The organism is Corynebacterium sp. HMSC074A09 (assembly GCF_001811545.1).
In the GTDB taxonomy this organism is placed as follows: Bacteria; Actinomycetota; Actinomycetes; order Mycobacteriales; family Mycobacteriaceae; genus Corynebacterium; species Corynebacterium hiratae.
This window is the reverse complement of record NZ_KV805171.1, coordinates 130,896-144,514: the sequence shown is the minus strand read 5'-3', so window position 1 is coordinate 144,514 and position 13,619 is coordinate 130,896. Positions and strand designations below refer to the sequence as shown.

At 61.3% G+C, this 13,619-nt stretch carries 13 protein-coding genes; all 13 read right to left on the bottom strand.

Going from position 1 to position 13,619, the window contains the following annotated elements; genetic code table 11:
- The 13 genes from efp to HMPREF2807_RS12080 all read right to left on the bottom strand — a co-directional run bounded on the left by efp (position 1) and on the right by HMPREF2807_RS12080 (position 13,556).
- The gene (efp, locus tag HMPREF2807_RS12140) at positions 1 to 564 is read right to left on the bottom strand and encodes an elongation factor P (protein ID WP_046648551.1); all 564 of its coding nucleotides are present in this window, start codon (positions 562 to 564) and stop codon (positions 1 to 3) included.
- A gap of 94 nt (positions 565 to 658) precedes the next feature.
- On the bottom strand, positions 659 to 1,750 hold the full coding sequence (locus HMPREF2807_RS12135; protein WP_049154584.1) for a M24 family metallopeptidase: 1,092 nt from the start codon (positions 1,748 to 1,750) through the stop codon (positions 659 to 661).
- Positions 1,751 to 1,793: 43 nt separating this feature from the next.
- Positions 1,794 to 2,219, bottom strand: coding sequence for a type II 3-dehydroquinate dehydratase (aroQ, locus tag HMPREF2807_RS12130; RefSeq protein ID WP_046648552.1), 426 nt, complete (start codon positions 2,217 to 2,219; stop codon positions 1,794 to 1,796).
- A 38-nt stretch (positions 2,220 to 2,257) separates the two neighbouring features.
- On the bottom strand, positions 2,258 to 3,328 hold the full coding sequence (gene aroB / locus HMPREF2807_RS12125; protein WP_070513257.1) for a 3-dehydroquinate synthase: 1,071 nt from the start codon (positions 3,326 to 3,328) through the stop codon (positions 2,258 to 2,260).
- A gap of 77 nt (positions 3,329 to 3,405) precedes the next feature.
- Entirely contained in the window at positions 3,406 to 3,915 is a 510-nt protein-coding gene (locus tag HMPREF2807_RS12120; RefSeq protein ID WP_049154582.1) for a shikimate kinase, read from the bottom strand.
- Positions 3,912 to 5,123 (bottom strand): chorismate synthase, encoded by a 1,212-nt coding sequence (gene aroC / locus HMPREF2807_RS12115; protein WP_070513255.1) that lies wholly within the window; start codon positions 5,121 to 5,123, stop codon positions 3,912 to 3,914. Before aroC ends, HMPREF2807_RS12120 begins: the two co-directional genes overlap by 4 nt.
- Before the next feature lie 51 nt (positions 5,124 to 5,174).
- Positions 5,175 to 5,567 carry a prepilin peptidase gene (locus HMPREF2807_RS12110; protein WP_070513254.1) on the bottom strand — a complete coding sequence of 131 codons (393 nt, stop codon included), beginning with the start codon at positions 5,565 to 5,567 and terminating at the stop codon, positions 5,175 to 5,177.
- 45 nt (positions 5,568 to 5,612) lie between these two features.
- The gene (locus HMPREF2807_RS12105; protein ID WP_070513252.1) at positions 5,613 to 6,419 is read right to left on the bottom strand and encodes a shikimate dehydrogenase; all 807 of its coding nucleotides are present in this window, start codon (positions 6,417 to 6,419) and stop codon (positions 5,613 to 5,615) included.
- Positions 6,420 to 6,423: 4 nt separating this feature from the next.
- On the bottom strand, positions 6,424 to 7,599 hold the full coding sequence (gene mltG / locus HMPREF2807_RS12100) for an endolytic transglycosylase MltG (protein WP_070513327.1): 1,176 nt from the start codon (positions 7,597 to 7,599) through the stop codon (positions 6,424 to 6,426).
- Between the two features lie 22 nt (positions 7,600 to 7,621).
- Positions 7,622 to 8,170: a Holliday junction resolvase RuvX gene (gene ruvX, locus HMPREF2807_RS12095; protein ID WP_070513249.1), complete on the bottom strand. Its 549-nt coding sequence runs from the start codon at positions 8,168 to 8,170 to the stop codon at positions 7,622 to 7,624.
- 58 nt (positions 8,171 to 8,228) lie between these two features.
- Positions 8,229 to 10,916, bottom strand: coding sequence for an alanine--tRNA ligase (gene alaS, locus HMPREF2807_RS12090; protein WP_070513246.1), 2,688 nt, complete (start codon positions 10,914 to 10,916; stop codon positions 8,229 to 8,231).
- Positions 10,917 to 10,983: 67 nt separating this feature from the next.
- Positions 10,984 to 12,339, bottom strand: a complete 1,356-nt coding sequence (locus HMPREF2807_RS12085) for a replication-associated recombination protein A (protein WP_070513243.1) — start codon at positions 12,337 to 12,339, stop codon at positions 10,984 to 10,986.
- Positions 12,339 to 13,556, bottom strand: a complete 1,218-nt coding sequence (locus HMPREF2807_RS12080) for a phosphotransferase family protein (protein ID WP_070513240.1) — start codon at positions 13,554 to 13,556, stop codon at positions 12,339 to 12,341. Before HMPREF2807_RS12080 ends, HMPREF2807_RS12085 begins: the two co-directional genes overlap by 1 nt.
- Positions 13,557 to 13,619 lie beyond the last annotated feature (63 nt).

The window sequence follows — 13,619 nt, the reverse complement described above, 5'->3', positions numbered from 1 at the left end:
TTAGTTGTTAACGCGAGACAGGTACTCGCCAGTACGGGTATCGATCTTGAGGGTGTTACCGGTCTCAATGAACAACGGAACCTGGATCTCAGCACCGGTCTCGAGCGTCGCCGGCTTAGTGCCGCCGCTGGAGCGGTCACCCTGCAGGCCCGGCTCAGTGTGCTCCACCTTCAGGTCAACGGAGATCGGCAGCTCACCGAACAGAGCCTCACCGTCGTGGAAGGAGACCTGGACGCGCATGTTTTCCAGAAGGAACTTGCCGGCGTCGCCGAACTTGTCAAATGGCAGCTCGTACTGCTCGTAGGTCTTATCATCCATGACCACGTAGTTCTGGCCATCGTTGTACAGGTAGGTCATGTCGCGGCGGTCGACGTTAGCGGTCTCCACCTTCACGCCAGCGTTGAAAGTCTTGTCCGTTACCTTGCCAGAGACCACGTCCTTGAGCTTGGTACGCACGAAAGCTGGGCCCTTGCCCGGCTTCACATGCTGAAACTCAACAATCTGCTGCAGCTTGTTGTCGATCTTCAGAACGAGACCGTTCTTGAAATCAGTGGTATCTGCCATGAAATGACTCTCCCAAATTACTTGTAGTCGAAACTATGAAAACAGTGTCTAAGCATACCGTACGCACGGCACCAGCGGAGCGAAGGGGTGCTGGCTACAGCACCTGAAGTTCCTTCGGGTAGGGCGTAATGATCTTCGCTGCACCGGAGGTAATGAAAAGACTGTCCTCGATACGAACGCCACCCTTGCCCGGGATGTAAATGCCTGGCTCGATGGTCAATGTCATGCCTTCAGCCAACTCGCCCTTTCCGGTTTTCGCTGCGGAGGGGCCTTCGTGCACGTCAAGACCGATGCCGTGACCGGTGGAGTGGACGAAGTACTCGCCATAGCCGGCGTCGGCAATAATGTCGCGGCAGGCCGCGTCAACGTCGACAAGCTTCGCGCCCGGCACCGCAGCCTTGACGCCTGCTTCCTGGGCCCGCAGCACGACGTCATAGATCTCGCGGGCAAAGTCGGTGACCTCACCGATAGCGAAGGTGCGTGTGCAGTCGGAGTTAAAGCCGCGCAGGTGGGCTCCGAAGTCGATCGTGACCAGGTCACCCTTGCGCAGCTCGCGGTCATCCGCGCCGTGGTGGGGTTTAGCGGAGTTCTCGCCGGAGGCCACGATGGTGTCAAAGCTCACGCGCTCCGAACCGAGCATGCGCATGCGGTATTCCAAGTCAGCAGCGACCTGTCGCTCTGTGCGGCCAGCAGCTACCTCACCCGCCTCGATAAGATCGGTGAGCGCCTGGTTTGCCAAAGCGGCAATTTCCTCCAGTTTCTGAAGCTCAATGTTGTCCTTGACCAAGCGAATCTTCTCAATCACCCCGGTGACTGGAACCAGCGTCACGCCTTCGGGCGTCGCCTTCTCCAGACGCTCGAGTTGCGCAACAGTGACATAGTCCGCCTCGTAGCCAACCCGCAGATCATCGGATACCTTCTCCAGCAGGTGCGGGCCCACATCGCGGCCAAGGCTGGCTTCGATATCCGGGACTTCCTGTGCAATCTGGGTTGTGTAGCGGCCATCAGTTGCCATGAGCGCGGAGAGATCCTTGCGGAGCAACAAACCGCCATTCGAGCCGGAAAAACCCGTCAGGTAGCGCACGTGCGTCAAGTGGGTAACAATAATGGCGTCAATACGCTGGCCGGACAGCTCGGTCATAAGCTTACGGCGACGGTTGCTATAACGAGTATCGGCTAATGCCATGAGAGAACCACTCCATTCATTTTCAAGCGATACTCCATGATAGCTAATTTGCCAGTAGGTACCCCAGTGCCGCGACGTAGCCGTACGAGCCCAGCCCTGCGATAACACCGCGCGCGAGTGGACTGAGGTAAGAGTGTTGGCGGAAAGCCTCGCGTGCATGCACGTTGGAGAGATGAACCTCGACGAAACCGGCGCCATCGGCTACCTCCGCCAAGGCATCCCGTAGCGCCACCGAGGTGTGGGTAAAGCCGCCTGGGTTGATGATGACGGGCCAGCCTTCGTCGGCGGCTCGATGCACCTGCTCGATGAGTTCGCCCTCATGGTTGGACTGGAAGAAGACGATCTCTTCCTCCCCCGCCGCGGCGCGCACGCGGCTTTCGATATCCGCTAGGCTTTCGCTTCCGTAAATCTCTGGCTGGCGTTTGCCCAAACGGTTCAGGTTGGGACCGTTGAGAACGAGGATGGTCATGGCGAACTCCTTGAAGCTTTAGGGGGTCAGCTGAAACTCTACGAGGCCAGTTGCGCGTAAGCTGCGCGCAACTCCTCCTCTGTGGCGTCTTCGAGGCGGGTTGTTTCCCCAATACCAGTGAGCGCGACGAAGCGGATGCGACCCTCGCGGTTCTTCTTGTCGTGCCGCATGCCGTCGAGCAACTCCTCGAAGTGCCCCTGCTCATAGGTGGTGGGCAGCCCAATCCGGGTGAGGATGTCTCGGTGGGTGGCGACGAGGGTGGCGTCGATAAGCCCCCGAGCGTGGGACAGGTGCGCAATAAACATCATGCCCACCGCCACAGCACGGCCGTGGCGCCACGAGTAATTCTCGCGGCGTTCCACAGCGTGGCCGAAGGTATGGCCGTAATTGAGGGTTTCGCGCAGACCGGACTCCTTCAAGTCCTGGCCCACCACGTGCGCCTTGACGGCAATGGACCGCTCGATGAGTTCAGGAAGCAGGCCTTCCGGTTTGAGGCAAGCGGCGGGGTCCGCTAGATAGTGCTCGATGATGCGTGGATCGTGGATGAAACCAGTCTTGATGATTTCTGCGGAGCCAGCGATGATCTCGTCTTCGGGCAGCGTGCGCAGGTGATCCAGGTCGACGAAGACTGAATCCGGCTCGTGGAACGCCCCAACGAGGTTCTTTCCTGCGGCTGTGTTGATACCTGTCTTCCCGCCCACGGCAGCATCAACCATCGCCAGCAGCGTCGTCGGAGCCTGAATAACCGGGATGCCGCGCATCCACGTTGCCGCAGCAAAACCCGCCAAATCTGTGACGGCACCGCCGCCGAGGCCGATGACTGCATCGCGGCGGCTAAACCCAGCGTCACCAAACACATCCCACAGACGTGCCAATACATCAAGCTGCTTGGCAGCCTCGGCATCGGGAACCTCGACCGGGGTGGCCTCGAGGCCCTGTGTGCTGGCTTGCTCAGCGAGTTTGCTGGCAGCTTGGGCCAGCGGCGGCTGGTGGATAATCGCCACCTTTGCCGCACCAATGCCCGCGGCGCGCTCAATCATCGCAGCACTGAGGCCACTACCAATCGTGACCTCGTAGGGGGATGGTCCGTTAACCGGAATGGTGTGCATGGGAGCGGCTCCTTCAGCAGCGCTAGTAGTCGTCTTCATTAGTCGTCGCGGGGGTGGAGTGACAATAAGCCAGTGTCTTAGAGAGTCTCAAGGAAGCTCAAAATATCGCCCACCACCTGCTGCGGGGAGCGCACGCCTGTGCGTACCTTTAAATCCGCAACCTTGGTGTAGAGCGGCCGTCGCTCCTCCAAGAGTTGGGAATAACGCGCGAGAGGATCCGCCGACTCGAGAATCGGGCGGTTGGTACCCCCCATCGTGCGGGTGACGCCTTCTTCGGGTGTGATGTCGAGGTAGACGACGGTCAGGCTATCGAGCAAGTCACGGGTCGATTCTGTCAGCACGGCACCGCCACCCAGGCTCACCACCCCGGTGGTAGCCAGCGCCTCGCGCACGACCTCGGCTTCCACTTCGCGGAATTCCGGCTCACCCAGCTCGGAGAAAATCTCGCCGCACTTCTTTCCATAGCGCGCCTCAATGAGGCTGTCGGTATCAACAACGTCGCAATTCAGTGCCCGCGACAGGCGGCGACCAATCGTGGTTTTGCCGGCACCTGGAGGTCCTACAAGGACGACGTGTGGGGAGTTCATGCGTCACCCCACTCCAGTCGGCCTGCCACGTAGTCCTGGTAGGCAGCGATGTTGCGCTTGGTTTCGGCGAGGCTATCGCCGCCGAATTTCTCCAGCACCGCACGCGCGAGAACGAGCGCCACCATCGCCTCTGCCACGACACCGGCAGCCGGTACCGCGCAGACGTCGGAACGTTGGTGAATAGCGGTAGCCGCCCCACCTGTGGCCATGTCGACCGTCTTGAGCGCACGCGGGACCGTGGAAATCGGCTTCATCGCCGCGCGGACGCGCAGCGTCTGGCCGTTGGTCATGCCGCCTTCCAGACCACCAGCGCGGTTAGTCTCACGATCCACGCCATTGTCTGTGCGGACCATTTCATCGTGCGCTTCGCTCCCGCGGCGGCGGGCCTCAGCGAAGCCATCGCCGACCTCGACGCCCTTGATCGCCTGAATCCCCATCAAGGCGGCGGCGAGCTGTGCGTCGAGGCGGTCTTCACCCGAGGTGTGCGAGCCCAAGCCAATCGGCAGGCCTTCCACGATCACCTCGACAATGCCGCCCAGAGTGTCTCCCTGCTTTTTCGCGGTTTCGATTTCTGCGATCATGGACTCTTCCGCCGCCTTATCGCAGGCGCGTACCGGTGAAGCGTCGATAGCCTCAAGGTCCGCGAAGCTAGGATGCGGGCCCTCATAAGGTTCTGAGGCACCGATGGAGATGACGTGGGACAGCACCTCGACTCCCAGGGTTTCGCGGAGGAAGTTGCGCGCGACCGTGGCCGCGGCGACGCGAGCAGCGGTCTCGCGTGCAGAGGAGCGCTCCAAAATGGGACGGGCCTCCGCGTGATCAAACTTCACCATGCCGGCGAAATCGGCATGCCCCGGGCGGGGACGAGTAAGCGGGGCGCCGCGGCCAGATGCCATCGCCTTAGCGGTCTCCGGGTCATCGAGATCGAGCGCGTCCGGGGACATGATGGTGGTCCACTTCGGCCACTCCGTGTTGCCGATCATGATGGCAATCGGGCTGCCCAGGGTCAGGCCGTGGCGAATGCCGCTGAGCAAGGTGAGTTCATCGGCCTCGAACTTCATGCGGGCACCGCGGCCATAGCCGAGGCGGCGGCGAGAGAGCTGGAGAGCGATGTCGTCTTGGGAAACGGGAACCCCGGCGGGCATGTGCTCGATGAGTGCAACGAGTGCCTGGCCGTGAGATTCACCTGCGGTAGTCCAACGAAGCATGCGGACTATTATCACACGCTAGGGGTTCTTTCGGGGGCACTGGGCCGCCTATCACACCGTGTCGGGGCTAAAGAGAACGACGAGTGCTGCGGCAATGATCATGCCGGGGCCGTGCGCGGGTTTCCGATCCTGCGTTATGAATCCCCAGAGCAGCGTGCTCAGCGACGCCCCTACCATCGCGAACGCTACCCCTGGTACTCCCGCCGCATGGGCGGTCACCATGCCCAGTGGCAACGCCAGCTTGAGATCACCCCCGCCCACGCTTCCGGCGCGGCTCAGCAATGCAACCAGAATATAAAGCCCCGGCCATAGCAGCCCGGCTGGGTCGAACCACCACAGCGACAGCACGGCGGCAGGCAGGGTCAGATAGTTGGGCAGGCGTTTGAAACGCAGGTCATAAACGATTAAGGCGCACCCCCACGCCAGGAAAAGCACATCCCCCATGACTGCGCAGCCTACCGTGCGGGGTGCTGCCGCGCATGCTGTTGATTAAGGCAGCTTGAGCGCAGCGTTGAGAGCAGCCAGCATCTCTGCCCGCGGGGCGGTGTGCCCGGTGAATTGTTCAAACTGCGAATAAGCCTGGTTGGCCAGCATGATGTGCCCGCCGACGGTCGGATAGCCATCAGCAGCCGCATACACAGTTAAAGGCGTAGGCCATGGATCGTAGATAACGTCGAACACCGGAGCCTTGGCCAACTGGGTCAGATGCTCTTCCACTACGGCGGAGGGAACAGTGGAGACGATGAGGTCCACCGAACGCGCTAACCCCGCGAGATCCTCGCCAAAAGATGCCGAGTGGAGGGAGAGGCCAAGAGCGTCGCCCAGCGGGCGTAGCTCGTCGAGGCGGTCGGAGCGATTGAGCACGGTGACATCGGTGACACCACGCTGGGCTAGTCCCCACAGGACCGGCCGCGCGGTACCGCCTGCACCGATGAGCAAAGCCGTCGCGGGCTGAGAGGGGCCCAGCAGCTCATCGAGTGCGCCCAGCACGCCTTCCGTATCCGTGTTGTCCGCGCGCCACCCCTCCGCGGTGCGCACCAAGGTATTCGCAGAGCCGATGAGCTTGGCGCGCTCGCTCACGATGTCTGCGCAAGCCAAGGCGTCGAACTTCAATGGCATGGTCACCGAGAAACCTCGGTACTCTTCCCCTACCTCGGCGAGGAAGGCAGCCAAGTCGGTCACCTCGAACCTGGTGTAATCCCAGTCCTTCAGATTCAGCGCATCATAGCCGGCCTTATGGAGGACCGGGGATAACGAATGCTCGATGGGGCTGCCTAAAACTGCGGCGCGCGGCATCCTATTACTGCTCCTCTGCTGGTGGCTCGCCGGCGCCTTCGCGCTGGCTGTCCAGGATGCCAGAGCGCACCGCATCATCGACGTTGGCGAGGTGCTCATCATAGTTGTCGGTAAAGACCGTCGTGCCCTTGTCATCAACCGTGACGAAGAAGAGCCAATTGCCCTCTGCCGGGTTCTCCATAGCCTGGATGGCCTCCTCCGACGGCGAGGCGATCGGGGAATCCGGAAGACCATCCTTCGCATAGGTATTCCACGGGGTCTCGCGGTTACGGTCCTCATCGGTGGTGGCCAGCTCGACGTCCTCGAGCCCGTAGTTCACAGTGGAGTCCAACTCCAAGCGCATCGGCTCGTCGAGGCGGTTGAGGATGACGCGCGCAACCTTGTCGAATTCACCGGCCGGCGACTCACGCTCCACCAGGGATGCTGCGGTCAGAAGCTCATAGGGTTTCAGGCCAATGGCCTGGGCGCGGTCGACAATGTTGGTGTCGTTGTACTTCTTCGTCGAACGAGTGATGAGATCGGTCAGGATCTCCTGGGCATCCATGTTCGGGTCAAGCACGTACTGTCCCGGGGCGATAAGCCCCTCAATACGCTTGGGATCCTCGCCGCGGGCACGGACTTCCTCCACGGCCCAGTCCGGCGCACCCAGTTCGGCTGGGTCTACCGTGGCCGCGATCTTCTCTAGTTCCTCGGCGGATACGCAACCACCCTCCTTACAGGAGACCTGCGAGATCAGGGAGTAAATACCAAACCGGACATCGCCCCCCAGTACGTTGACGTCCAGCAACGTCGCTCCGCCGTGCACGTCGAGCAAGTCCACCATGTTGGCGTCATCAAGCAGTGCCTCCACGGCGGATTTGGCACTCATCTCCTCTTGGAGACGGTAAAACCCGGGCTTGATTTGGCTCGCGCGCGGATTGGAATTGGCCGCCGAAGAGAAAGCCTCAGGCGTCTTCACCACATTCTTTTCTGCTAGCTCAGGTGCCAGTTCTCCCATGGATGAGCCTTCCGGGACCTGAACGAGCTGTGTTACACCATTGCCTTGTCCCTCATAGTCCAAGGTATTGCCCCCTCCCAACAGGCGGAAACCGATGTAGCCGAGGCCGCCGATGATGAGGACAAGGCTGGCAATAAGCACGGCCATGCCGCGCTGGCGGCGCTTGACGTACTGGGGTTCCATCGAGCGTCCGATGCGTGAAGGTTTACGGCTCACGTACTTCGTCTCCTAGGTTTGAAGGGCTGTGGCCGTTCAACGCGAAATGGCGCGCATCCAGCCAGGATTGCAAAATTTCCACCGCGGCCGCTTGGTCGATAACCGAACGGCCGCGTCTCTCTGACACGCCAGAGGCTCGCAGTGCAGATGATGCCACCACTGTGGTGAGGCGCTCATCCACCATGCGCACAGGCGGAGGTGTGTTTATCGTGTCATCTTTTGCCAAGCGGCGGCGGATACGAAACGCGATTTCTTTGGCATGTTTAACACTTGATGAGCCGTTGCCCTTGAGATCACGCGGCAAACCGACTGCCACCTCGACGACGTCATACTCGTGAATAAGCTCAAGCAGTCGGTCGATGTCACCCTTGTCGCGGTCCTTAAAGCCGGTTTCGCGGCGGACGGTCTCGACCGGCATTGCCAGGCGGGCATCCCGATCGGAAACCGCCACGCCGATGCGGACAGTTCCGACGTCGAGACCCAACCGGCGCCCGGATCCGGGATCGTCTGCTCCTGGCTTATCGGGCTCTACGGCCATGGTGTTCCTCCTGGTCCTGAGAGTCAGCTACTGCTGCACACCTACTCGTGCGCATCCATTAGTGGGTTTCGAGCTCATCACGGACGGCGTCGAAGGCAGCTTGCAGGCCTTCGGCGTTTGCGCCGGAGCCTTGAGCCATATCTGGCTTGCCGCCGCCCTTGCCATCAACGTAGCCGGAAACCAGCTTAACCAAGTCACCAGCCTTGACACCACGCTCGATGGCGGCCTTCGTAGCACCCACGATGAATGGCAGCTTGCCGCCCTCATTCTCCGATGCCAAGACGACCACACCAGCGACATCACCGAGGCGGTTCTTAATGTCGGAAGCCAGCGTGCGCAGGTCACCGCCGTTCACACCCTTAGGGAGCTTGACGGCCACGATGGTGAAATCGTTGACAGTCTTCGCAGTGGAGATCATCTCTCCAGTCTGGGACATGAGCTGGGCCTTGTGCAGCTCTGCAATCTGCTTCTCTGCGGCCTTGAGCTTCTCCGTCAGCTGCGCGATGCGCTCCGGCAGGTCCTCGGTCTGGACCTTCAGCTCGCGAGACACACCTTCCACCAGGGCTGCTTCCTTGGAGTAGTAACGGAAGGCATCCAAGCCCGAATAGGCCTCGATGCGGCGCGCACCGGAACCCACGGAGGATTCACCAAGGACAGACACTGGACCGATCTCTGCGGTGTTCTTCACGTGCGTACCGCCGCACAGCTCGATGGAGAAGGGCCCTCCCATCTCCACGACGCGGACCTCGGAACCATAGTTCTCACCGAACAGGGCCATCGCGCCCATCTCCTTGGCCTTGTCCAAGGAAGTCTCGATGGTATTGACCGGGAAGTGCTGGTCTACCGCCTGGTTAGTCACCAAAGCGATCTCATCGAGCTGCTCCTGGGTGAGCTGGTCGGTGTAGTTAAAGTCAAAGCGCAAGTAACCCGGTCGGTTCAAGGAGCCAGCCTGGACAGCGGTCGGCCCCAGCACCTGGCGCAGCGCGGCGTGGATGAGGTGCGTGGCGGAGTGCGCCTGCACGGCACCGTGGCGCCACTGCTGGTCTACCTCGGCTGTTACGCCAGTGCCCAGTTCAAGGCCACCAGCGGTCACCGTAGCTTTGTGGACCCACAGCCTCTTGCCGATCTTCTGCACGTCATTGACCTCAAGGAGGGTTTCACCGGCAATGATCCGGCCTCGGTCGGCGGTCTGGCCACCGGCTTCGGCGTAGAGCGGCGACTGGTCCAGAATTACCTCGACGGTGTCGCCTGCTTGGACTTCAGAGACCTTCTCGCCATCGCGGACGAGGCCGAGTACCTTGGCTTCGGACTCCAAGGTCTCGTAGCCCGTGAACAGAGTCGGATGGTTATCCACCCACTCGCGGTAGAGCGACAAGTCGGCGTGACCATGCTTCTTAGCCTGGTTATCAGCTTTGGCACGGCGGCGCTGCTCGCCCATGGCGGCATCAAAGCCCTCCATGTCCACGCTAAGGCCAGCTTCTTGGGCCATCTCCAATGTCAAGTCGATGGGGAATCCATAGGTATCGTGCAGTTCAAACGCCTTCTCACCGGACAGCACCTTCGGGGTGGCCGCGCGGGAGGTGCTCTTTAGCTCGTCGACAGCTTCGTCGAAAAGCTTGGTGCCCGACTCCAGGGTCTTGAGGAAGGCCTTCTCCTCCGCCACGGCGACGCGCAGGATGCGCTCACGGTTCTCCGCAATCTCCGGGTAGGACGGAGTCATGGTGTCCATGATGGTGTTCATGAAGCGTTCCATGGTCTCACCCTTCGCACCCAGCAGCTTGGCGGAGCGGATGATACGGCGCAGCAGTCGGCGCAGGATATAGCCACGGCCCTCGTTACCGGGGGTAACGCCATCCAGGATGAGCATCATGCCGGTGCGCGAGTGGTCCGCCACCACGCGGAAGCGGATCAAGTCTTCCTTCGGCGCATCGGGCGTGTATTTCGCCCCGGTGAGTTCCTCGGCAACGTCAATGACCGGGCGCAGCAGATCCGTCTCGTAGACGTTGTCCACGCCCTGCAGGATGCAGGCAACGCGCTCGATGCCCATGCCGGTATCGATGTTCTTCTTAGGCAACGGGCCGAGAATCTCAAAGTTGCCCTTGCCGATGCCTTCGCCGCGCTCGTTCTGCATGAAGACCAGGTTCCAGATCTCCATGTAGCGGTTATCGTCCGCGACGGGCCCACCGTCCTGACCATATTCCGGACCACGGTCATAGTAGATCTCAGAGCACGGTCCACACGGGCCAGGAATACCCATGGACCAGTAATTATCCTCCATGCCGAGGCGCTGGATGCGCTCAGTAGGAACGCCAATCTTCTTATGCCAGATATCGGCTGCCTCATCGTCATCGAGGTAGACCGTGACCCACAAACGCTCGGGGTCCAGCCCCAAGCCGCCCTCCTCTACCGAGTTCGTCAGCAGGTTCCAGGCGTGGGTAATAGCGCCCTCCTTGAAGTACTGGCCAAAGGAGAAATTGCCTGCCATCTGGAAGAAGGTGTTGTGGCGGGTGGTAATGCCTACTTCCTCGATATCCAAGGTGCGCACGCACTTCTGGATGGAGGTCGCCGTACCATTCGCAAAAGGCGGGTTCTGCTGGCCCAGGAAGTAGGGCTTGAAGGGAACCATGCCGGCGTTGACGAAGAGCAGGTTCGGGTCATCCAGGATCAGCGACGCGCTGGGGACGGCCTCGTGGCCGGCCTTGACGAAGTGCTGGGTAAAGCGTTCCCGGATCTCATGAGTCTTCACGAGCAAAAGTCCTTCACTGTTGAGAGGTTTCTAGTCAGCGCTCAACTTTACCCGTCCGGTGCTGTGCTTAGCGACGCCGCCCCCGGATGATGTCCCGCAACCTTCCCAAGTACTCGCGCACACGCTTTTCCGCTCCGTGGTCGGTGGGCTGATAATACTCGGCATCGGCCAGCGTCTCCGGCAGATACTGCTGGGCTAGAACACCGCGTGGATCATCATGCGGGTACTGGTAGCCGACGGCGTTACCTAGGCGCTTAGCACCCTCGTAGTGCCCGTCGCGCAAGTGCGGCGGGACGTGTCCGCTCTTACCGGCCCGGACATCGGCCTGAGCAGAATTGATGGCATTAATAACGGAATTCGACTTCGGCGCAGTAGCCAGGTGGATCGTGGCCTGCGCCAGCGGGATGCGCGCCTCGGGCAGGCCGATCAGCGCAGCGGCCTCCGCCGCGGCCACGGCGGTGGGCAAAGCGGTGGGATCCGCCATCCCAACATCCTCGGAGGCGTGCACGATGAGTCGGCGCGCGATGAAGCGCGGGTCTTCGCCGGCCTCAATCATGCGGGCAAGGTAGTGCAATGCGGCGTCCACGTCGGAGCCGCGGATGGACTTGATGAACGCGGAAACGACGTCATAGTGCTGATCGCCGTCACGGTCATAGCGCACCACGGCGCGGTTGACGTTGTCTTTAAGGATGTCAACGGTCAGCTCGCCGCCATCCGGTACCGCCTCGGCCGCAGCCTCGAGGTAGGTCAGCGTTCGCCGCGCATCTCCCCCGGCGAGCAGCACCAGTTGGTCCAGAGCGTCTTCCGTTGCGGTGATCCGCCCGGCTAAGCCGCGCTCGCTCGTCAGCGCTCGCTCGGCGAGAGTGCGCAGGGAGGCGTCGTCAAGCGGCTCCAAGTGCAGCAGCAGCGAACGCGAGAGCAGAGGCGCCACCACGGAGAAGGTGGGGTTCTCGGTGGTAGCTGCCACGAGTAGCACCGTCCGGTTTTCCACCGCAGCCAGCAATGCGTCCTGCTGGGTTTTGGAAAAGCGGTGCACCTCATCGATAAAGAGCACTGTGCGGCGGCCCTCAATCAGCTCGCGGCGAGCATGCGTGATGACTTCCCGTACCTGCTTGACGCCGGAGTCGAGGGCGGACAGGCCGATGAAGTTATCCCCCAGAGAGGACGCGATCAGCGAAGCCAGGGTCGTCTTTCCGGTGCCTGGCGGGCCGTACAGGATGACGGAGGCCTCGCCGGAGCCCTCGACGAGGCGCCGCAGCGGAGTCCCGGGTTCCAGAAGGTGCTTTTGGCCCACTACTTCGTCGAGGCTTTGCGGCCGCATGCGCGCGGCCAGCGGTGACCCCGAATGAGTCGCAAAAATATCGGGGCCACCCGGCAGGCTTGGCGCTGATTGGTCGTCGCCGAAGAGTGACTCCTGCCCCATCAGGACTCCCGGAGACGGGAGGCCACAGCGCGACCGAAAGCGGCAACAGTCGAGCACCCATCGTGCTTACACTGCGCGGCAAAACGTGAGAGCGCTTCGAAAGTTTCATAAAGGTCGCGCCGAATCAAGAGTTCATCCTCGCTGAACGGGCCGTGATCGGAGCGGCGCAGCAGCGAGCGACGCGGGTCACGATAAATCTCGGCGTTACCCTCCGCCAGTGCTACTACCCCTTCAATCCCACCGGCATACATCGTGGTCACGCTCGACAAAGCCCAACCAATGAGACAAGCGACTATCAGCTCATGCAGTGTTTTCTCATCCGCCAGCTGCGGCCACACGTCGACGACCCGGCGCTGCCAGGCTTGGATGAAGACGTCCGCCTCAGCATCCGTAATCGGGCGACTGAAGAGGAACTGTGGGAAGCCGGCGACAACGCAGGCTACATCAAAGCCCACGTTGCGAAAACCGGCCCACTCATAATCCAGGAAGGTCAGTGTTGTCCCCACGATGATGTTGTCTGGGGACAGATCGAAGGGCGTAAAAGCGCGGTTGCGGCCAGAACTGAAGCTTTGCATGGCGGTGCGGGCTAGTTCGCGGACGTGCTTTGGTGGCTCCAGTCCTGCTTCGCTGAGGATGTCCGCACCGATCAGGATGGAGCTTTTCAGAGACTCATCCCGCAGGGCTTGGTGCTCTGCGTATTCGGGATGCCGGCGCAACTGCCGGTTCAGCAGAGCCTCGTAATCCTCTTCGCGCCCAGCCGTGCCCGCGTGCATTTTGCCCAGCGCGCCGCCCAGGGACCTGAGCAGCTCTCCGCGTTCTTCGTCATTGCTGCGGGCAAGAGTGTCCGCCAGGGTGTCGCCATCGCCGGCGTCAGACAGCACCAGAATGCGCTTCTCGACGTCGTGTGCGAGCAGCACTGGGCCTGGGCGAACCTCTTCGGACAACGCTGTGGTGAACTGATAGGCCACCACCTCACGCAGAAGGGCGGCGTCATCAATGGTGTGCCCGGTGACTGGGTTGTATTTGATGACCACCGAACGATGCGGGAAGAAGGCACTCGGTGACGTGCGGGCACGAAGCACCACGGCGTTGCCCGAACCAGTGAGTTGCTCGACGTCACTAAGCTCAGGCTCCCCGCCAAAGCGGCGCGAGAGCATCTGTGAAGCTTCTGCCACCACGGCATCCGCCACAGATTTTTTCTTGGACTCGTGTCCCATCGGATTCACTTGCTTGCCTGCTTCCACATATCGTAGGCCCAACTACATTACCGAGTTGAGCGA

Bases quoted from the DNA above. Each gene is read 5' to 3' on its own strand.
- mltG (WP_070513327.1), bottom strand. From the start codon at position 7,599: ATGGAACCCCAGTACGTCAAGCGCCGCCAGCGCGGCATGGCCGTGCTT.
- HMPREF2807_RS12080 (WP_070513240.1), bottom strand. From the start codon at position 13,556: ATGGGACACGAGTCCAAGAAAAAATCTGTGGCGGATGCCGTGGTGGCA.
- HMPREF2807_RS12120 (WP_049154582.1), bottom strand. From the start codon at position 3,915: ATGAACTCCCCACACGTCGTCCTTGTAGGACCTCCAGGTGCCGGCAAA.
- aroQ (WP_046648552.1), bottom strand. From the start codon at position 2,219: ATGACCATCCTCGTTCTCAACGGTCCCAACCTGAACCGTTTGGGCAAA.
- HMPREF2807_RS12135 (WP_049154584.1), bottom strand. From the start codon at position 1,750: ATGGCATTAGCCGATACTCGTTATAGCAACCGTCGCCGTAAGCTTATG.
- HMPREF2807_RS12110 (WP_070513254.1), bottom strand. From the start codon at position 5,567: ATGGGGGATGTGCTTTTCCTGGCGTGGGGGTGCGCCTTAATCGTTTAT.
- HMPREF2807_RS12085 (WP_070513243.1), bottom strand. From the start codon at position 12,339: ATGGGGCAGGAGTCACTCTTCGGCGACGACCAATCAGCGCCAAGCCTG.
- aroB (WP_070513257.1), bottom strand. From the start codon at position 3,328: ATGCACACCATTCCGGTTAACGGACCATCCCCCTACGAGGTCACGATT.
- aroC (WP_070513255.1), bottom strand. From the start codon at position 5,123: ATGCTTCGTTGGACTACCGCAGGTGAATCTCACGGCCAGGCACTCGTT.
- efp (WP_046648551.1), bottom strand. From the start codon at position 564: ATGGCAGATACCACTGATTTCAAGAACGGTCTCGTTCTGAAGATCGAC.
- HMPREF2807_RS12105 (WP_070513252.1), bottom strand. From the start codon at position 6,419: ATGCCGCGCGCCGCAGTTTTAGGCAGCCCCATCGAGCATTCGTTATCC.
- ruvX (WP_070513249.1), bottom strand. From the start codon at position 8,170: ATGGCCGTAGAGCCCGATAAGCCAGGAGCAGACGATCCCGGATCCGGG.